The sequence below is a fragment of the Anoxybacillus sp. FSL W8-1294 genome (assembly GCF_037965005.1).
Taxonomy (GTDB): domain Bacteria; phylum Bacillota; class Bacilli; order Bacillales; family Anoxybacillaceae; genus Anoxybacillus; species Anoxybacillus flavithermus_G.
The window spans coordinates 2,052,987-2,072,820 of sequence record NZ_CP150179.1 but is presented as its reverse complement, the minus strand read 5'-3'; the positions used below and the strand labels follow the sequence as shown (position 1 = coordinate 2,072,820).

Here is a 19,834-nt window from a genome sequence, read left to right as displayed (position 1 = left end):
TGATTACACCGAGCTACTGTCGAAAAGGGAGGGAGAAGAGGATATGGGAAGATGGCATATTGAGCGCGATTTGCAAAATGCTGATTGGAACCGAATGAAAGAAATATACGAATCCGTTGGTTGGGCGAAACATACGGAAGAAATCATTCAGCGCGTGTTTCAAGCGAGCAATATCGTGGCGCTTGCCTTTTCCGAAGGCCGCCTTGTCGGATTTGGTCGCGCCCTTTCTGACGGCGTGTTTAATGCGGCGATTTATGACGTCGTCGTTCATCGCGATGATCAAGGTCGAGGCATCGGGAAGGCGATTGTGGAAGATTTGCTTGCGCAGCTTGAGTCCGTGTCGTGTGTCCATCTTATTTCCACGACCGGAAACGAGCCGTTTTATATGCAAACAGGTTTTCGCAAAGCGAAGACGGCGCTCGCCCGCTATCAAAGCGCGGAGTTGGCAACAAAGTATTTGGAAGGGGGAAACAACATTGAACATTCGCCACGCAACGGTCGATGATGCCAAACGGCTCGCCGCGCTCATTTTGCAAGTCGAGTCGGAGTCGGACTATTTGCTGTTTGAAGCGGGGGAACGCAAGCTCACTCCCGAACAGCAGCGCAGTCACCTCGAAGCGATCACGAACGAAGACAACGCGACTATATTGCTTGCCGAGATGGACGGAGGGGAGTTGGTCGGCTATTTATTGGCAAGGGGGGGATTTGCAAGACGAAACCGACATTCCGTTTACACTGTCATCGGGCTGCTTGCCGCTTTTCGGGGAAAAGGAGTCGGCACGATGCTGCTGACAGAGCTGGAGCGATGGGCGCGGGAAAAAGGCGTTCATCGCCTTGAACTGACCGTCGTGATAGACAATGCCCCTGCGATTTCGTTATACCAAAAGATGGGGTTTGAACAAGAAGGCGTCAAGCGCCATTCGCTGAATATCAACGGTCGATACGTCGATGAATATTGCATGGCAAAATTGCTGTCATAGCTTGTACGAATGAGGAAAAAGGGGGGAAGAGGTAGACCGTGTTTATTTTTTCACCGGATTTCCGGAGGTTATTGCCTCGATGTTGCTTGAGGAGCTGATCGCGAAATGGGCTCCAGAAAAGATTTATACGTTTGTGCTGTCCAATATGAAAGACAAGAAAAGTCCGACGCTGAATATTTCAGGGAATGGTTTTTGTATGAGTTCGGTATTGAACCGGACTCATGCTGTGTTATTTAACTAATGAGGAAGATTTCAATCACTCTTTAAATTTCGTGCATCAAATTATTTGCTGGGACGTAAAACTTGTAGACGGCGATTCGATTGAGGACATTCAAAAGCATTCGTATACTTTTCGGTCATATGCGACAAATAAGGAAGAGCCGTTATAGAAGGTTTTTCTTTGACAGTGATGGTAAGCCGAACAAAGTTGAAGTAATGCAAAATCAAACGAGCTTGCAATACGATGATATGGACACGTTAATGCCGCTACCTCTGCACCTTGCACAAAAGGCAAAAGAATATGCTAAGATGGTGTTGTAGAACGAACAGACGGGAAACAGTGAAAGGAATGGTGCGCATGAATATACAGAAAATTGTTCAGCGGCTTTCTCGTGACGAATTGTTGGAGCTTGTGTTGAACTTAATTCGATCGGACAAGCGTGTTCAAGAACGGGTGCTTGATTTTTTGGAACGAAATGGGTGCTTGACAGCCAAAGAAACGGCACAAAAACATAACCGCGAATATCGGGAGAAATTTGCGGAAGCAATCGGTATTATTAAGGAATTTAATATGTATGGTGGTGGACCTGAGGAAGAAGAAGACATTGTTTACGAACATATGGAAACAATCCTCGCGCTCCTTCAAGACGGACATCTTCCTGAAGGCGCTAGAGAAGAAATGATTCATGCGTTAATGGAGCAATATTTAGAAGGTAACTCAGGATTTGAGGATGCGATATGGGAATGGATCGAGCAAATCGCTTCTACTGAAACACATTGGCGCACGATCGTCGATTATTTAGAATCATTGGGGGATAGATACTATCAGTCGCTCATATTAGATATTTATCGCTACAAGCTTGATGATGCGCATACATATGAACAAAGACGGGCTCAGCAGCTTCGCTATGGAAGCGATTATGTCGAATATGCTTTATTTTTGGAGGAAAAAGGCGATCGGGATAAAGCATTGGAAATTGCGGAGAAGGGACTGAAAGAGGGAGAAGGGGCGCTAGACGGCTTGTATGCCTATTTGTTCAAGCGGTACGATGAAATGGGAGAGAAGGAAAAAGCACTTCAATTATTGAAACAACACTTTTTCCATCGTCCTTCTTATGAGCTGTATCAACAAGCGATTGTATACGCACCGCCAAACCAAAAAGAAACAGTGAAACAAGAATTGTACGATTGGCTCGAAAGCCATCCTGTGCACGCTTTCCTCAAAGCGAAAATTGACTACAGCGAAGGAAATAGCGAAGCGCTGCTCCACTATGTGACAAAACGTTCGCGTGCTTTTGATTATTCCAGCCCATCAACATATGAACGGTATTTGAACAAGCACTATCCACTTGAAATGATTGCATACTATAAACGAATCGTCGAAGCGTTACTTGCGGAAAGAAAGCGTTCCGCCTATCGACGCGCCATTGTGTTTATTAAAGAAATCGAGCATGTATACACGAACATTCTCAAAGAGCCGAACAAATGGGACTTCTATTTTCAAAGTTTTATCGTGCCGCATCAACATCGTCTCCCTGCCTTTTTAGATGAGTGGAAGAAGCATTGGGATTAGGATTAGAAAGTGGTTGCTAAGGCGGTGCATATTCGCACCGCCTATTTTTGTCCAACAATTGCTTTCGTAAACTCAGTAAAGTCTGTTAAATGGCTGTCGAGTATTTTTTGTAAAATGGTCAAATTCAGTTCTTGATAGTCATGCACGGCGATATTGCGAAATCCGACCATCGCTTTCATTTTTTGCGATAGGGATGGAGAGATGATGCCGTGTTGTTCTAAAAGAGTAAAAGCATCTCGGCTTGTTTGTGGAAGTCCGAGCTTTTTTTGCGCGACGATGTGCATTGCTAAGTCAATGCTCGCTTCACACGCTCGTTGAAGATTGAGGACAATGGAATCTTGCTTTGTGTAGTTCTCCAAATGTTTTGGATTGTTTTCGTATTCTTCCTGAATACGCTTCAGACACCGTTCAACCACACTTACTTTATTTAAGATGACATCATTAATCATAAACCGACCCACTTTCAGCAATGTTTCGCAAAATTTCTGCTCGTTCTTCGTTTAGCTTCGCATACATTTTCAGAATTCGCCATTCGTACTCCGCTTTTTTTTGTTCGTCTGCACAATAGATGACTTTGCCGCTACTGACGATTTGTGCTTGAAAAACGGTGCTCGCTTGCTTTAAATCGATGAGGTCAACGTCTCGTTGTAATCGCTCTGCCGATTGTTGTGCAAGCATAAAGCGTTCATAATGATCCAACGATCGTTTATCGCTTAAGAAAGCAATATCTATATCGCTATCGGGACGAACGTGTCCTGTTGCTGCTGAACCGAACAAATAAATAACATATGGGGAGACTGCATCTTTTAACATTTCGACTATGATTTGTTCCATTTGTTCCGTCATGCCACCATTCCTCCTATTTCCAATTATATTATTTTCGTTTGTGCCTGTCACCTGTCGAAACTAAGGAAAAACGTGAGGATCGGTGCCTGTCACCGCCCGAGTATCTAATATGTTGAAAAACCATAAATTAGCCAAAGCTATTAGTGAAGTATCATGGTCACAATTTAGAACGATGTTGGAATACAAAGCGAAATGGTACGGAAAGCAAGTTGTAACGGTGGCGAAAAATTTTCCATCCAGTCAGCTTTGTACATGTTGTGGCTATAAAAATAAAGACGTTAAAAATCTTGGATTGCGTGAATGGGAGTGTCCTAATTGTCATACCCATCATGACCGGGATATTAACGCAAGTTTAAATCTTCGCAAGGAAGCCTTGCGATTAACCGTAGGAACTACGGGGATAGCCTAATCAATTAGAGTTCGATAGAACTCTGTACTTAGGAATCCACTATGGCTTTAGCCTAGTGGTAGTTCAAATAGAGCATAAAACGTTTACAAAATGTTCAAATTTCGTGTAAAAATGATGCAGGAATTTTACAAAAGATTGTAGAAACATGTCGATGACACTAAAAAATAGAAGGAGTGTTTAATATGAGAGCAGCAAGATGGTATAACGCAAGAGATATTCGAGTAGAGGAGATTCCGGAACCGAAAGCGGCAAAGGGACAAGTGAAAATTAAAGTTGCGTACTGTGGGATTTGCGGTTCCGATTTGCACGAATATTTGGCAGGCCCGATTTTTGTTCCTGTAAGTGAACCGCATCCGCTTTCAAAAGATAAAGCACCGATTGTGATGGGACATGAATATGCAGGGGAAGTAGTAGAAGTCGGTGAAGGGGTGACAAACGTAAAAGTAGGGGACCGCGTGTGCGTAGAACCGATTTACAGCTGCGGTGAGTGTGCGTCTTGTAAAAAAGGGCATTACAATGTTTGTGAAAAATTAGGGTTTGTTGGTTTGTCTGGCGGTTATGGAGGATTTGCGGAATACAGCGTTGTTCCTTCCAGCATGGTGCATAAAATTCCTGAACAAATGTCTTGGGAGCAAGCAGCGCTGGTAGAGCCTACAGCGGTTGCTGTTCATGCCGTTCGTCAAAGCGATTTAAAACTTGGAGATACGGTTGCGGTATTTGGAACAGGACCTATCGGCTTGCTTGTGATTCAGGCAGCAAGAGCGGCGGGGGCAAGTAAAATTATCGCAGCGGAAATTTCACCTGAACGTCAGGAGTTTGCCAAAAAAGTGGGAGCGGATGTTGTCATCAATCCGTTAGAAAAAGACGTTGTGAACGAAATCAAATCTCATACAGATGGGTTAGGGGTAGATGTAACATTTGAAGTTGCTGGAATTGATGCAGCGTTAAACGCAGCGATTCAATCTACAAAAATGGAAGGAAATGTGGTAAATATCAGCATTTGGGAAAAGGCGGCAGCTATTCCGTTGAACAATCTTATTTTGACAGAAAGGAAAATGACAAGCATTATTGCGTATCGTAACATTTTCCCGCAAGTCATTCAACTAATTGCGAACGGCCAAATCAAAGCATTGGATTTAGTCACCAAATATATCAGCTTAGATGAAATCGTATCAGAAGGTTTTGAGGCGTTAACGAAGAACAAAAATCAAATTAAAATTTTGGTCAATCCATCCAAATAAAGCAAAAAAGCGAGACTATTCTTCTTTTTAGTTATTTGTTAAGTTTGATTGCCATCCCCTATTTACCGGATGAAGCGGCCGTTCATTGAAACACGGTTGGTCAACAACCCAATGACTAAAGTCATGGGCTTGTAAGCCCCATGTTGACCAGACCAAGGCTTGAAACAGAGCCTACGTTATAGATGTCATGACACGTTCGGGTGCTTCTCCAGCCCGTTCCTCTGTCGTGCAAGGTTAAACAAGCGTGGTGGGTGGCGCTAGTGTCTTGCACATAACAAGCATCTATAACATGGTCGAGGAGAATATGACCTGCGTAAGCAGAGGAAAGGGGAGGACCCTATGGTTTTTGTGTTAGACACAAATAAGTGTCCGCTTGCTCCTTGTCACGAAGCAGTTGCAAGAAAGCTGTTGAAACAAGGGAAGGCGGCGATTTACAGGCGATTTCCATTTACCATCATCTTGAAAAAATCAGTAGACGAATCAGAAATTAAAGCAACATATCGGCTAAAAATCGACTATGGAAGCAGGCATACAGGATTAGCGATTTTGCGAGGACAAGAAGTGGTATGGTTAGGGCAACTTGACCATCGCACAGACATCAAGGAAAGAATGGATAAAAGGCGTGCTTTCCGTCGAGCAAGACGAAATCGAAAAACTCGATACAGAAAACCACGTTTTCTTAATCGTAGGAGAAAAGACGGGTGGTTGCCGCCATCACTAGAGAGTCGCGTGCAAAATATCCAAACATGGGTTAACCGCCTAAAGAAGTTATGCCCCATTGGGTATATATCATACGAAAATACCAAATTCGACACGCAACTCATGCGAAATCCTGAAATCAGCGGCATTGAGTATCAACAAGGCACGCTTCAAGGATACGAAGTAAGAGAATACTTGCTTGAAAAGTTTGGGCGGAAGTGTTGTTATTGCGGAAAAGAAAATGTTCCACTTGAAGTGGAGCATATCATTCCAAAATCGAGAGGTGGAACAGACCGAGTGGATAACCTATGTCTTGCCTGTCATGACTGTAATCAGCGCAAAGGAAGTAAGACAGCAGAAGAATTCGGGTATCCGCACATTCAAAAGCAAGTCAAAGAATCATTAAAGGATGCAAGTGCTATCAACTCGACAAGATGGAAAGCGTATGAAGTGTTAAAGCAGACAGGATTAGATGTCGAGTGTGGAACAGGTGCACGAACAAAAATGAATCGTATTCGTTTAGACTTGCCGAAAACACACTATTTTGACGCTTGTTGCGTGGGAGAAAGCACAACAAATCACTTATATTTCAAAACAAAAGAAGTGTTATTCATTAGAGCAAAGGGGCGTGGTAGTCGTTCACGCACAAACCTAGATAGATATGGCTTCCCAAGAGGTTATCTTGCAAGACAAAAGTTCTTCTTTGGCTTCCAAACAGGGGACATGGTTAAGGCTGTTATCCCAAGAGGGAAATATCAAGGCGTTTGGTTTGGCGAAGTATCATGCAGAAAGACTGGAAGTTTCGATATTAAAGGTAAGGACGGTAAACGTATCGCACAAGGAATAAATTATAGATATGTCCAAGTCATTCAGCGATTCGACGGATACACATATCGAAGGGAGGGAATGAACATTGCGTAAGGTGCAATTCCTCCCCGTGCCTAAAGGCAGGGGCTTCCTTGCGTAAGTTTCGTGAGAGGAACGGATTTGACTAGATAAGGGGGAGAGGAAGATGAGCGAACAATATCCGGTGCTCTCGGGCGTGCTCTCGGGCGCCGAGCCGTTTTACGCCGAAAACGGGCCGGTCGGGGTGCTGCTCGTGCACGGATTCACCGGCACGCCCCACAGCATGCGTCCGCTCGCTGAAGCGTATGCGAAAGCCGGCTATACCGTTTGCCTGCCGCGCTTAAAAGGGCACGGAACGCATTACGAAGACATGGAACGGACGACATTCCACGATTGGGTCGCCTCGGTCGAAGAAGGATATGGATGGCTGAAACAACGATGCCAAACCATTTTTGTCACCGGGCTGTCGATGGGTGGGACGCTCACGCTTTATTTGGCGGAACATCACCCAGACATCTGCGGCATCGTGCCGATTAACGCCGCTGTCGACATCCCGGCCATCGCCGCCGGGATGACGGGCGGGGGCGAGCTGCCGAGGTATCTGGATTCGATCGGTTCGGACTTGAAAAATCCGGATGTGAAAGAGCTGGCATACGAGAAAACGCCGACCGCTTCGCTTCTTCAGCTGACTAGGCTGATGGCACAGACAAAAGCGAAACTCGATCGCATCGTCTGTCCGGCGTTGATTTTTGTCTCCGACGAAGATCACGTCGTGCCGCCGGGAAACGCCGACATCATCTTTCAAGGTATTTCATCGACAGAGAAAGAGATCGTCTGCCTCCGAAACAGCTACCATGTGGCGACGCTCGATTACGATCAACCGATGATTATTGAACGGTCTCGCGAATTTTTCGCCAAGCACGCCGGATAAAACGAATCGGTATATGGCTGATCCTGTTCAAAGGAGAGGCCATTTTTTGTTTGTCGGTATTTTTGTGAAAAAATATGTGGCTGTTTTGCCGGGCTTGTTCTACACTTATAAATAGCTGGAAAAAGAATAAGGGAGTTTTCTTTGTATGAATCATATCAAACCGATCGCATTGCTCGTTGAAGAAAAACGAATCGTGGATGCCCTTGCCCAGGTGTGGCCGCTCATGGCTTCGTGGGACGAGATCGAACCGTTTCGGACGCTTGTCCGCCTGTTCGACTACGCGCTTATGTACCGGCATAGCGGGCTTGTCGCCCGGTACGCCCACCGGAAGTTCAACACGCTGCAGACGCTCGCGTGGTTGTGCGACGAATGGCTCGATCAACGCCGGCCGCTCGATGTGGAAGAGGCGCTCACTCCGCGCCTGACCGCCGCGCTCGAAGGCCGGGTGGAGGAGCCGAGGGAAGTGCGATCGCCCGGGCGGCGTTTGCGTTGGTGCGCGCTTTATTGGATAATGCAGCGGATTGATGTTAGTCTAGATTATAGACACAACGAATAGAGAAATGTACAGTAAATCCATCAATCATAGGGAGTGTCTATAATGACAAGACGTTTTGATAAAGAATTCAAAATACATGCAGTAAAATTAGTGGTCGAGGAAGGAAAGGCGGTCGCTCAAACCGCAAGACAACTCGATATTTCGCCAAAAACTCTTCATAAATGGGTCGCAGATTATAAAAAAGATGATGAGCATAGCTTTGTGGGGAGTGGAAACCTCAAGCCGGAAGATCGTGAAAAGCATGAACTTCAAAAACGCATTCGGGATCTGGAGGAGGAAAACGCGATCTTAAAAAAGGCCATGAGCATCTTCGCCAAAAATCAGAAGTAATTTATGCATCCATTCATACGCATAGAAAGGAGTTTCGCGTGGCGAAGATGTGTGAAGTCTTAGGCGTTTCAAGAAGTGGATACTATGCATGGGTCAAACGACCAGAAAGTCAACAAAAGAAAAGACAGGAAGCATTGAAAAAGCAAATCAAAAAGATTCATATCGAGTCAAGAGAAACGTATGGCAGTCCAAAAAATCACAAAAATCCTTCCGAAACAAGGGGTTAAGGTATCTCAAAAAACGGTCGCCAGAATCATGAAAGATGGTGATATTCGTTCAAAAACAAAGAAAAAATATAAGGTAACCACAAACTCGAAGCATCATTTGCCTGTGTATCCCAACTTATTGAATCAGCAGTTTGAAGCAGATGAGCCGAATCAAGTATGGGTAGCGGATATCACGTATATTTGGACGAAAGAAGGATGGCTGTATTTAGCTTCGGTCATGGATTTGTTTTCTCGTAAAATCGTTGGCTAGTGTCTTTCCGAGCGAATGACAAAAGAGTGAGTGATCAAAGCATTAAATCGGGCCATCAACGAGAGAAAGCCTCAACCAGGTCTGATTCACCATTCAGATCAAGGGAGCCAATATGCATCGAACGAGTATCAAGCCATTTTACGACAGCACGGAATGCAAACCAGCATGAGTCGAAAAGGAAACTGTTATGACAACGCATGTGCGGAATCGTTTCATAGCATCATCAAAAAGGAACTGATTTTCCACGAAACCTTTACAACAAGAGGAGAAGCCAAACAGCGAATTTTCGAATACCTGGAATGTTTTTATAATGCCCAACGAATTCATTCGGAAAACGGGTACATGTCTCCGATGGCGTATGAGAAGATGCATCAGCAAGGCAAAAAGCAGTGAACTCTTCTCTCCACAAAGTCACGATATAAGAGGCATCTTTCCTCTTGAGAAGGGGAAGGGTTTACCAAACCGTTCTCCTTCTCAAGAGGCCACCAAACGAAGTGCGGTAGTAGGGTTTTAAAATTTTTCTCGATTTTACGTGTCTATTTTCTTGACATAATACCAATGTACAGCAAGACCCGTTTGTTAGACAAACACGCAGGAGGGATTTTCATGAAGAGGGCACTCATTAACATCGACTACACCGTCGATTTTATCGCCGATCACGGCGCGCTCACATGCGGGAAGCCGGGGCAGGCGATTGAAGAAGAACTTGTACGGGTGACGAAACAGTTTATCGATCGTGGAGATTTTGTTGTCTTCGCCATTGACAAACATGTGGCGGGAGATCACTACCATCCGGAAACGAAGCTGTTTCCGCCGCATAACATTGAAGGGACGGAGGGCCGAAAGCTGTACGGGGAGCTCGAAGAGGTGTATCAAGCAAATAAGCATAAAGACAACGTCTACTGGATGGACAAAACGCGCTACAGCGCGTTCGCCGGGACCGATTTGGAGCTGAAATTGCGCGAGAGAGGCATCACGGAAGTGCATTTGGTCGGCTGCTGCACCGATATTTGCGTCCTCCATACGGCGGTCGATGCATATAATAAAGGCTTTCGCATCGTCGTCCACCGGCGGGCGGTCGCGAGCTTCGACGCGGCGGGACACGAATGGGCGCTCCGCCATTTTCGCCATACGCTAGGCGCAGAAATAGTGGAATAATGGAGAAAACATGATAGAATAGACGGTCAACGTTCTTTTTCTCCATTCGGCGGCGCAGTAAGGCTCACTCCACTGTCACCGCCCGAAGTATGTCGAAAAGCTCTGCGGAGAGAAATCTCTGTGGGGCTTTTCTTTTGTCTTCCTTTTCTTTGATTAAAAAGAAAAAAGGCAAAGCGACAATGGCTTTCCCCTGAAATGGATGTGGATGATATCTAGTCATCTGAGACTTTAATCAAAACTTCTTCTCTTTTCCGTTTTATTCGTTTCCAAAGATATGGTCCAGCGAAGAATAAACACTTTGTAACTATTCAGCCACATGATCAAGTGGGCTGAATTTAAACAGTTGGAATTTATTTTATCTTTTAATCACTCTCTCCCTTCAAAAATTAAATTTTCAACCTAAAAAACGGTTCATCCTCCCGCTTTTTTACCCCATTTGTCATAAAAATTTTCCACAAAATTCAATTTTCTACTTTTGCATTTCCCTTATTTCCCGATTTTAATCAAATTGTCCCTTATATTCTACGAAAGGATGATTTGTATGCAATACCTCGATTTAAAAATGGATTTTATGTTTAAACAACTGTTCGGCCACCCAAGCAGAAAGTCAATCACGATGGCGTTTTTAAATGCGTTGTTACATCGGACTGGAGATGATCGCATCATCGACGTACAGTTTGAAAACACCGAACTAACGAAAGAAACAGAAGACGGTAAGACTGGACGGTTAGATGTCATCGTTCGCACAAACCGCGGCGAGCGCATTCACGTTGAAATTCAAATCATCCCACAATACGGTATGCCCGAACGGCTATTGTATTACTGGGCAAGGTTGTTTTCATCTTCACTATCGAAAGGAGAACGGTACGACATCCTCCCTCCAACGATTATGATCGCCATCTTAAATTATCCCCTTTTCCCACATGAAACAGATCGCTTCCATACCGTTTTTCACATTCGTGAAGACGAAGAACAGTTTCTTTGGAGCCATCACCTTGAATTTCATGTACTCGACTTGTCACAATTTATGGTAAAATGGAAGAAATATCGGAGAGAAGTGAAACAGTCACCGGAATGGCCATGGCTAACGATGTTGTCGGCTGTCGATGGACGAACGAAAAAAATGGATGAAGAGATGTTTCGTGAATTGGAGGGAATAGCCATGACAGAACAAGACATTTTAGAGGCGCTAGAAGAATGGCAAAACTTAAGCGTCGATCCCGAAAACCGCTACGCGTACGAAATGCGGCTGAAATGGCTCCTTGATCAACTCTCAAACATTCGCGGCAGTCGGGAAGAAGGGAGACAAGAAGGATTGAAAAAAGGGTTAGAACAAGGTCGAGAAGAAGGGAAAAATGAAACGATTCGAAAAATGGTCGAAAAAGGAATGAGTATAGCAGACGTTGCCCATATTCTCGACATGACAGAGGAGGAAGTACGGGAACGGTTGGGAGATTAGCGAACGGTGTCATCAAACGGTGTACTTGTTCGTGAAGATAAAGCGCTATCGATGCTGGAATTGTTCTCAAGTGTTTTCCGCCTCTTTGGAATCGATTCAACCAAATCAACACTATACCAATCGATTTTGTGAGCACTTGTATGAACTTTGTGAAGGCTCCACCATTCAAGAGGTTAGCCGAAAGCACCGCATCCCATATACAACATTGGAACGCATTTATTACTCCATCGCATCAAAAAAAGCAAAAGAGCGTCAAACAGCGATAGAAGCATCTTCTCAAGAAGGAATGGTGCTTAGTTTAGATGAAATCGCTGTAAAAAAGGGACATCAGTATGAAACTGTATTGATGGATGTCGGTCATGGGAATGCATGCCGATCGCCAATGTGACTCCGCCATCCACTTGTTGAGCTAAAATATCCTGTCGAAAGAAATGGTCCAAACGGTGATTCTGGACATGTGGGAACCTTATCATAAGGCGGTTCGCGCCCTGTTTCCATCTGCTTCGATTGTCATCGATAAGTACCATGTGGTTCAAAAAGTGACCCAAGCCTTGGATCAAGCAAGAAAGGAATGTTCTCCATTGAAAAAGGCTCGATATCTTCTCTTAAAAGGCTGTGAAAAGCTTCGTAAGGACCAACGGCGTCGATTAGACGATATCTTGGAGGAGTATCCGGTACTTTCCATTGCTTATTATCTGAAAGAGTTGTTTCGGGATTTTTACCGAACCGATGGATATAACGAAGCAAAGGAACGCTTGGAAGAATGGATTAAGTTAGCTAAACAGAGCCCTTTTGCTTCTTTTCAGGAAGCAGCCAACACGCTTGAAAGGTGGAAGGAGCCTATTCTTTCCTACTTTTTGTGCCCATATACGAATGCCCGAATTGAGGGGACGAATCACAAGATCAAAAACATCGAACGCCGGGCATATGGCTATCGAAATCTAGAACGGTTTCGTTTGCGTGTATTTCTGGGGTGTACAGGGAACACTACAGGTAGTCAGGCTGCTTAAGCGCTCCCTTCTTCCGCTATCGGTATGATAGTCGGTAGAATGGAACCCGTCAAGGAAAGCACTTGACTGTTTCCATTCTACCAACTTCGTGGTCTGTATGCGGAAGAAGGATCCTGACTGATGAACCTATTTCATCCAGCTAACATGTATCTAGGATTGAGTAGAAATCACAGAAAATGGTGAAGACCCAAAATTCAAAAGTGGAATATATGTATCATTTTAGATATATAAACTACTTATTCTATATAATGTTACTCAGTGATTCGTCCTCTATTATAAATAACATTGGCACATTTAGTCGATATTGCTCCTAAAGAAATGAACAGAAAGTAATAGAACCTCAATTGTGGAATTTTTATACAATAGAGGAAGTGATGAATAGTGACTCACCTGCAAAGAAAAATAAATATAAAAAACTTCACTATTTTTTTCATTAGTTTTTTATTCATAATCTTAATATGTTCTTTTTTCTTTACACGTATTGCATATAGCTTAGTAGAATTGTTCATAGAGAATCGGAAAACACTCGTACTCAAAGATGAATTTATATTTGTGGTTTTACTAGTAATATTAAATATTATTTTGGTAATGGAAAAAAAGAAACCTTTCCAACTCCAAAAGAAGCTAATTTTTTATAGTTTAGTAGGCGTTTGTTGCATTTTTTTCTTTATTGGCCCCTATATTTTTAAATTTATTCCTTTATACAATATGGACACGATCATTAATGTTTTATTGTTATTACAGATAATTTTAATGGTATTAGCTATTAAGAAGCTTCCGATCAGTAAACCGTCAGAGACCTCTTCTTTTATCGGATTACTTGTTATCGCCATAGTTGAATTCTTTATCACAATAACAATCGTAATTTGTAGAAAAGAAATTTTTTACATAACCCAATATCTCAAAAACAAAACGTTTCATTTTATTCAACCAGTTCTGGTGATTGGTGCTGTTAGCTTTATTCTGCTTTTAATAAGCATAAAGTTGTTTGGCAAGTTAAATATTAGAAGGTTAGAGCTATTCCATGCATTGAGCTTGATAAACGGTATCGCAATATTTTTTTTTATTTGGATTTTGGTTCAGCTCACACAATTTGTAGTTGTTTATTTTTTGGCGAATAAAGTTGTTTGGGTATTTAGCTATGATCACATCATGCCGGCAGAATGGCTTGGCAATTATTTCGCGTATATTTTTGGTGTGGGATTACCCGAGGAGTTTTCCATGCGGGGGTTTATGTTTATTCAACTTTATTCGCTTTTTTTAAGTAAATTTTCATTAAACAAAGAGTGGAGCATTTTCATTTCTTTAATGATATCACAGGCTTATTTTAGTATGAGTCACTTACCTAAATTATTAGAGTTAGGAATGGCATGGGATTATTTGATTCAAACCTTCGTACTTGGTATATTTTTTGTACTTGCTTATCTTAGAACGAGTAACCTATATGTGTCTATTTTTATTCATGGTTTAATTGATTCCTGAATCCGTGATGGATTGACATCGACTTTGACTTTTTTGCTGGTTTTATGGATACGTGATCCACCATTCCCTTTTTATGTTTAAAACAGATGTCATCTTCACTCTCAGAAATGAAATAAATATCTTTTTTAGGTATATAAACCAAAGAAAAAACAAAAAAGGACAGAGGGTTAGGATGAGTACAGAATTGCGAACAATCGTTCGTTATGCTCCTTCTCTCCATTTTATGTAAATGTTCAGAAGGGGCTCGCTATAGCCACTCCTTCGCGTCAGTTTCATCCAGATCTGTCGTGATCGGCGGACGAGTCGACCTGCCATCGTGATCACCGTCTGAATGATCGTCTTGATGCGGCGGCGTTTCACTTTATGATGTAATGGATGTCTCGGATCGCTTAATAGATCTTGTCCAATCAGACGAAGAAGGTTGTACACGAATGCTCCCATGACTAACACGAGCGCATTCGTTTTCATCTTCCCTGATGGAAGTCGCTCTAAATCTAAGTCGCTTTTCAGTTCGCTATGAAACTGTTCGCATGTCGCATGATCGTGATACAATGCGAGCACATCACTCATTCGAACATGCTCGTATCCTTCGAGGCGCACCCAGTAGCTTTCGACTTCGTAATCAGGAACGAGCATCAGCTGTCCATTTCGTTCCATCGTTCGTTCCGTCACTTGGGTGACTTGAACGTACGTATACGTGTGTCCATCAATTGCTGCTGTCTGTGGAAGGCATAACTCATACGTTTGTACTCCTTCGGTTTGTCCATCATCGATGCGTCTGCCCTTTTGCGAAGCGATCTGGAACCAAAGCGCTTTCGATTCTCGGCGTAAGTTTCGCTTGATGACAAAGTCCACGTCTTCCTTTAGACATACGTGCACATTCGCTTCCGCATCGTTTCCTGCATCCATGCGGACAAGCAGACGAGACGAGGTCAGCGGACGAGCTCGACGGATGGCGGTAGTTAAAAACGAAGGCATGTTGTCTTGTACATGTTGTTTCCCTGGACGCAGCTCGGCATGAACGATATACCCTTCCTTCCCTGCGTACGCAAACAACGGCGTAAAACCGTCAAATCCTTTATACGTTCGACTCACTCCTTCTTTCTTCGTATCGGAGTTGTCAAATGGGGAAGCATCTATATCAAGGGGAAGCCATGTCGTTTTCCCTTTCGCCCAACAAGGGGACAAGGTAGCGTGTTGTCGAACCAACAGACGCATCGATTCCTCCCAAATGATGGTTTCGGTCATCGGAAGACAAGCGAGCTGATCGAGACGCTGTCGCAACGTTGGGGAGGAAGGCACGTGCTGAATACCCATTGATGTCGAAAAGATATCGTCCTGACGATACGCTTCGATATGATCAAAATCCGTTTTTCCTGTGGCAAGCAAGCCGATCATCGAGCGAATGACGTCGCTATGGGAAATGTGCACATCTCGACGAACCGTTGGGAGCCGAAGGGCGTTTACTCGTTTATCCAGCTTCGTTTGGTGCAGTAAGTAGCCCACGAGAGCAAGCCCAGCACTTGGAGTAATCGCTTCATCTGTCAATACAAACCGAATCGGGAAATCTTTCATCACATTCACCTACTTGATGAAGAATCGTCAACGTCGTTTTCCCTTATCGTATCAACGGTTTGCGACCATTGTAAAGATGTTTTGTCACGGATTCAGGTCTATATTCAATCGTTCGTTTACTGATTACGAAGAAGTAGTCAAAGGGCTCGAGCTATTGAACAAAAACGAAAAATGGGCAACACAGCTAACAGAATACAAAGACTTAAAAATGGCCGAGCGACTAAAATGGGTAAAAAAACATAAAGAATTAAAGGTTTACGGAATCGCTATTACAGGAACCGCCGAAGATGTTTTGTCCCTAGAAAAGATGAAAGAAGTCAACGTGATTCGATTAGGTCAGATCAATTTGCCATAGCAAAGGGGGAATAGTCGAAAATGAGAATGGTAAGAATCAATATACTAAATACATTGGTGGCTATATTTTTGCTTATTTTGTTAAATGTACAAATTATAGCGGAGATCCCTGTTTTTGATATCAGTTACATTTGGATTTCATTGTTCGGAATGCTCATATGCTTGCTTGGTCTCATAAAACAAGATCGATTCTACTCTTATTTAGGCGGCATCCTTCACTTCATCCTAATCGTATCTTGTATGGGAATGATTTTGTTTGGAATAGGCATTAACTATCAGCCATAAGAAAACTCATGGAAATCACAAACTGTCACATTGCAAATTCACATGTTAAAACACTTGCCAATTTCTATGTTAAAATTCATGTTTCCATCAACGTCTATTGAATATATTTTTATGGAGTTTACCCGATAACAAGTACTTATTATTAGAGAAATATAAGGAGGAACAGATTTGAAAGGACTTTTTAAGTTATTTATTGGATTGTTTTTCGCTTTTTCTTTAACAGGATGTATTGGAGAGCACTATGATTTTACACCTCCTAGCGTTTCACTCGATATCGAATATGGTATTCAATCAATTCAATTAAAAGAAGCGAATATAAATTGGAATTCCGATAAACATTACAAAAAAAGAAACGAAAGATATTCCATCCTTGGCTAGAAAACAAAAACAAGTGAGTGTGAAGTCAGGTCAAGAAGGTCTAATACTTTTTGACAGTGAAGATTTTAAGGTCTTAGACTTAAGGGTTTGGCTATGGCAGAAGGATAAAAAGATGGAATTGAAACTTGATAAAAACCGTAATTTTTATTTCCCTAAAGAAAAAGGAGAGTATCTAATTGAGGTAGACCTTCGTACCGATAGTGGAAGTGCTCAATATGTAGGGAATATAGTGATTGAGTGATAGTAAACACTTGGTGTTATCTCATTAGCCCCCTAATGAATTTAGACACTCGATAAGGTGTTTTTTATAATCGAAGTGACCAAATGAAGGGGGCTTTTGATATACATGAAACGAAGAAAACATTCGAAGGAATTTAAGCTACAAGTGGTGAAAGAAGCATTAGAAGTTGGAAATAAAGCATTGGTAGCTAGAAGATACGAGCTTAGCCCGAATCTTGTGCAAAGATGGGTGAAGGCATATGAAGAAGGAAAACTAGGACAAGAAATGGTTTCCTCTCCCTCTTCAGCTGAAATCAAACGGCTGGAGGAAGAAAACGAGCAGTTCAAGAAGCTATTAGGGGAAAAAGATTTAGAAATCGCGATTTTGCGTGATTTGATAAAAAAGAAGAACCCTCACTTACTGAAAAATTGGAAGTAGCCGAGCAGTGGATCAAGAAAGGATATCCGATTACAAAAGTATTGGAGATTCTAGAAATCAATCGCTCAACCTACTATTATCAGCAGAACGGAGAAGTCGAGAAGAAAACAGTAGGTGGGGGACGTCCAACACCCGGCTACTCTCTAACGGCAACTGGCGAAAAAGTGCCAGACGAACAAATCCAAGAATGGCTCTCTGAGCTTGTGATGGGAGAAGGATTTGCCTACGGATATCGCAAGCTGACCATTCAGTTAAGAAGAGACCATCAGCTTGTGATCAGTAAGAAAAAAGTATATCGATTGTGTAAAGCGATGGATTTACTACGTCCGCAGCGAGAGAAACGGATTCAATATCCGAAGAAACTCGCTCGAAATCGCATTATTACAGGCTCGAATCAGTTATGGGAAATGGATGTGAAATATGGATGTATCGAAGGAGAAGAACGCTTTTTCTTTGTTTTGTCGCTCATCGATGTGTACGACCGTTCGGTGATTGATTACCATATTGGGCTGAGTTGTTCAGGAAGCGATGCCGTAAAGACGCTTCAAAGAGCGTTATTCAAGCGTCAGCAATTTGAACAGGCAAATAAACCTGTGATTCGGACAGACAACGGCCCGCAATTTATTTCTCATGCCTTTGAAGCTGCCTGTGAGCGATTTGGAATCGAACATGAACGGATTCCATCACGGACGCCGAATATGAATGCGCATATTGAAGCGTTTTATCGTTTACTGGAGGAGGAATGTCTAGGAAGAATGGCGTTTGACAGCTATGAAGAAGCTTATCAAGCCGTGATGGAGTACATGAAATTTTATAACGAGCGAAGGATTCATTCGAGTATTCTCGATCTTCCACCGCATGAATTTTACAAAAAAGCGCAAACGGAATCGTTAATCATCAAAGAAGTTCGCGTATAAGGCAAGAGGATTTTGTCTTCTTGCCAAGAAAAAATGAGAAATTTTGAGAATAACCTAAAATAAGATAGGATGTGTCCAAATTTAGGGGGTCAATCCGCAAAAGTGAAAAGGACAGTCCAAATTAAGGCTGTCCTTTTTCAATATAGGAACGTGTTGCAAAAGACATAGATGCATACATATAAAACAAATACCAAATATCCCAAATTTATCTTGATATATTTTACTAGAACATTTAGATTATTCTATAGATACAAAAATGAAATTAGTTTGTAAAATGTCACTTTTCTTATTATCTCAACCGCCGCAATCGGATTGATTTGGGGAGGTTTTCTAAAAAGCAAGTAAAAGATATGGTTTTGAAAGTAAGGATTTATGGAAACGCGGTATGGCTTGTCTTTTTAATGTGCTGGTATATATTTTATAGTTGGTTTCAACAACCATAAAGGTGATTCTTCTTAATTCGTTAATCGAGCGAGGGCAACCGTGTTATATTCATAATTTCATAATGAGGAAAGGTGCTTGAAATGACAGGTTTAAATGAAATGGTTGTAGTTTTGAAAGGGTTTATTTTACACGAAGGAAAAGTATTAATTGTACAACGCGCTAATGATGACGAAGTGGGCGGGGGAACATGGGAGTTAGCCGGAGGAAAAATACACTTTGGGGAAGATTTAGAAGCGGCGTTGTTGCGCGAAATTCAGGAAGAAGTCGGATTGGATGTGACAGCAGAGCGGATTTTATATGCGACGACGTTCCAAACGCACGCCACGCGACAAGTAGTCATTCTTACATACTTATGCAAAAGTGATCATCATGAAGTCGTTCTTTCGGAAGAGCATATCGATTATTGCTGGTCGACTAAAGAGAGAGTGCGTGAACTGCTGACTCCAGCCATTCTTCACGACTTTGAAAGAAATAAAGTGTTTTTGTTGGAAGAATGGGTATAGAGCAGAGATTTAAGATCCGCGGACCGCACTATCCAAACAAGAAGGTTTGTTAAGTTTGCCCAAAATTTACATGGAGGACAGTAAATGCTATATACCCCTGATTTATTAGTGGAAGATCAAATTTACTTGGGTTCTCTTCCAAACAATTGAGTATCCGTTGGTCACAGGGACAACAATTTATTTTATTATGAATTTACTTTTGTACGCCAATATACGTGACAAGCTGAGAGGTGATATTAAAAACGAGAAAGGAAATAAAACAAATTGATTAAAAAGGGGAGGCATTTTGTTGAATATAGTTCCATTATTACTATTAGTAATCTCGACCCTTATGTTTATTTCTTCTGAAGGGTTAAATTTATTTATTATTATTCCAACCGCTACAATTGGATTCATTTGGGGAAAACTTTCTAAAAAACAATCAGAAGATATGGTTTTAAAAATTGGTGTTTTGGGAAATGCGATATGGCTTATCTTTCTAATATGCTGGTACTCATTCATTTT

At 42.4% G+C, this 19,834-nt stretch carries 18 protein-coding genes and 4 pseudogenes; 19 read left to right on the top strand and 3 right to left on the bottom strand.

The window, feature by feature from the left end:
* Nucleotides 1-43: 43 nt before the first annotated feature.
* From NSQ23_RS11055 to NSQ23_RS11045, 3 genes are all read left to right on the top strand, one after another.
* Nucleotides 44-505: a GNAT family N-acetyltransferase gene (locus NSQ23_RS11055; RefSeq protein ID WP_318274958.1), complete on the top strand. Its 462-nt coding sequence runs from the start codon at nucleotides 44-46 to the stop codon at nucleotides 503-505.
* A complete protein-coding gene (locus NSQ23_RS11050; protein WP_339170740.1) occupies nucleotides 477-980 on the top strand; it encodes a GNAT family N-acetyltransferase in 504 nt (167 codons plus the stop codon). The genes NSQ23_RS11055 and NSQ23_RS11050 overlap by 29 nt, the downstream gene beginning before the upstream one ends.
* A 577-nt stretch (nucleotides 981-1,557) precedes the next feature.
* Nucleotides 1,558-2,772 (top strand): hypothetical protein, encoded by a 1,215-nt coding sequence (locus tag NSQ23_RS11045; RefSeq protein WP_128999913.1) that lies wholly within the window; start codon nucleotides 1,558-1,560, stop codon nucleotides 2,770-2,772.
* A gap of 41 nt (nucleotides 2,773-2,813) precedes the next feature.
* Here NSQ23_RS11045 and NSQ23_RS11040 read toward each other — a convergent pair whose 3' ends face one another.
* Both NSQ23_RS11040 and NSQ23_RS11035 read right to left on the bottom strand, forming a co-directional pair.
* On the bottom strand, nucleotides 2,814-3,221 hold the full coding sequence (locus NSQ23_RS11040) for a DUF86 domain-containing protein (RefSeq protein WP_042896001.1): 408 nt from the start codon (nucleotides 3,219-3,221) through the stop codon (nucleotides 2,814-2,816).
* Complete coding sequence (locus NSQ23_RS11035; RefSeq protein ID WP_043968371.1) at nucleotides 3,214-3,618, bottom strand: nucleotidyltransferase domain-containing protein; 405 nt, start codon at nucleotides 3,616-3,618, stop codon at nucleotides 3,214-3,216. Before NSQ23_RS11035 ends, NSQ23_RS11040 begins: the two co-directional genes overlap by 8 nt.
* A gap of 97 nt (nucleotides 3,619-3,715) precedes the next feature.
* On the opposite strand from NSQ23_RS11035, the pseudogene NSQ23_RS11030 reads away from it, so the two are divergent.
* The 11 genes and pseudogenes from NSQ23_RS11030 to NSQ23_RS10980 all read left to right on the top strand — a co-directional run.
* Nucleotides 3,716-4,027: pseudogene (locus tag NSQ23_RS11030) on the top strand (RNA-guided endonuclease TnpB family protein); the annotation flags it as partial.
* Nucleotides 4,028-4,209: 182 nt separating this feature from the next.
* Nucleotides 4,210-5,268 (top strand): 2,3-butanediol dehydrogenase, encoded by a 1,059-nt coding sequence (locus NSQ23_RS11025; protein ID WP_339170739.1) that lies wholly within the window; start codon nucleotides 4,210-4,212, stop codon nucleotides 5,266-5,268.
* Between the two features lie 339 nt (nucleotides 5,269-5,607).
* Nucleotides 5,608-6,888, top strand: coding sequence for an RNA-guided endonuclease IscB (iscB, locus tag NSQ23_RS11020; protein WP_339170738.1), 1,281 nt, complete (start codon nucleotides 5,608-5,610; stop codon nucleotides 6,886-6,888).
* 91 nt (nucleotides 6,889-6,979) lie between these two features.
* Nucleotides 6,980-7,744: an alpha/beta fold hydrolase gene (locus tag NSQ23_RS11015; RefSeq protein ID WP_339170737.1), complete on the top strand. Its 765-nt coding sequence runs from the start codon at nucleotides 6,980-6,982 to the stop codon at nucleotides 7,742-7,744.
* 145 nt (nucleotides 7,745-7,889) lie between these two features.
* Nucleotides 7,890-8,254, top strand: a pseudogene (locus NSQ23_RS11010) (hypothetical protein); the annotation flags it as partial.
* An 88-nt stretch (nucleotides 8,255-8,342) separates the two neighbouring features.
* On the top strand, nucleotides 8,343-8,630 hold the full coding sequence (locus tag NSQ23_RS11005) for a transposase (RefSeq protein ID WP_339170735.1): 288 nt from the start codon (nucleotides 8,343-8,345) through the stop codon (nucleotides 8,628-8,630).
* A 180-nt stretch (nucleotides 8,631-8,810) separates the two neighbouring features.
* Nucleotides 8,811-9,500 (top strand): annotated as a pseudogene (locus NSQ23_RS11000) (IS3 family transposase).
* 213 nt (nucleotides 9,501-9,713) lie between these two features.
* Nucleotides 9,714-10,265, top strand: coding sequence for an isochorismatase family cysteine hydrolase (locus NSQ23_RS10995; RefSeq protein WP_014195912.1), 552 nt, complete (start codon nucleotides 9,714-9,716; stop codon nucleotides 10,263-10,265).
* Between the two features lie 541 nt (nucleotides 10,266-10,806).
* Nucleotides 10,807-11,724, top strand: a complete 918-nt coding sequence (locus NSQ23_RS10990; protein ID WP_339170733.1) for an Rpn family recombination-promoting nuclease/putative transposase — start codon at nucleotides 10,807-10,809, stop codon at nucleotides 11,722-11,724.
* A 10-nt stretch (nucleotides 11,725-11,734) separates the two neighbouring features.
* Nucleotides 11,735-12,734 (top strand): annotated as a pseudogene (locus NSQ23_RS10985) (ISL3 family transposase); the annotation flags it as partial.
* 588 nt (nucleotides 12,735-13,322) lie between these two features.
* Nucleotides 13,323-14,216 carry a CPBP family intramembrane glutamic endopeptidase gene (locus tag NSQ23_RS10980; protein ID WP_339170732.1) on the top strand — a complete coding sequence of 298 codons (894 nt, stop codon included), beginning with the start codon at nucleotides 13,323-13,325 and terminating at the stop codon, nucleotides 14,214-14,216.
* A gap of 201 nt (nucleotides 14,217-14,417) precedes the next feature.
* Here NSQ23_RS10980 and NSQ23_RS10975 read toward each other — a convergent pair whose 3' ends face one another.
* Nucleotides 14,418-15,791 (bottom strand): IS1380 family transposase, encoded by a 1,374-nt coding sequence (locus NSQ23_RS10975; RefSeq protein WP_339174395.1) that lies wholly within the window; start codon nucleotides 15,789-15,791, stop codon nucleotides 14,418-14,420.
* 16 nt (nucleotides 15,792-15,807) lie between these two features.
* On the opposite strand from NSQ23_RS10975, the gene NSQ23_RS10970 reads away from it, so the two are divergent.
* The 5 genes from NSQ23_RS10970 (at nucleotide 15,808) to NSQ23_RS10950 (ending at nucleotide 19,330) form a co-directional block, all read left to right on the top strand.
* A complete protein-coding gene (locus NSQ23_RS10970) occupies nucleotides 15,808-16,146 on the top strand; it encodes an anti sigma factor C-terminal domain-containing protein (protein ID WP_339170730.1) in 339 nt (112 codons plus the stop codon).
* A gap of 452 nt (nucleotides 16,147-16,598) precedes the next feature.
* Nucleotides 16,599-16,808, top strand: coding sequence for a hypothetical protein (locus NSQ23_RS10965; protein WP_339170729.1), 210 nt, complete (start codon nucleotides 16,599-16,601; stop codon nucleotides 16,806-16,808).
* A complete protein-coding gene (locus tag NSQ23_RS10960; RefSeq protein WP_339170727.1) occupies nucleotides 16,801-17,049 on the top strand; it encodes a hypothetical protein in 249 nt (82 codons plus the stop codon). Before NSQ23_RS10965 ends, NSQ23_RS10960 begins: the two co-directional genes overlap by 8 nt.
* 105 nt (nucleotides 17,050-17,154) lie before the next feature.
* Nucleotides 17,155-18,383, top strand: a protein-coding gene (locus tag NSQ23_RS10955; protein WP_339170726.1) for an IS3 family transposase whose coding sequence is annotated in 2 segments (ribosomal slippage) — nucleotides 17,155-17,443 and nucleotides 17,443-18,383 — 1,230 coding nt in all. Because the reading frame shifts where the segments join, the coding sequence is not laid out codon by codon here.
* Between the two features lie 524 nt (nucleotides 18,384-18,907).
* Complete coding sequence (locus NSQ23_RS10950; RefSeq protein ID WP_339170725.1) at nucleotides 18,908-19,330, top strand: NUDIX domain-containing protein; 423 nt, start codon at nucleotides 18,908-18,910, stop codon at nucleotides 19,328-19,330.
* Nucleotides 19,331-19,834: the final 504 nt, after the last annotated feature.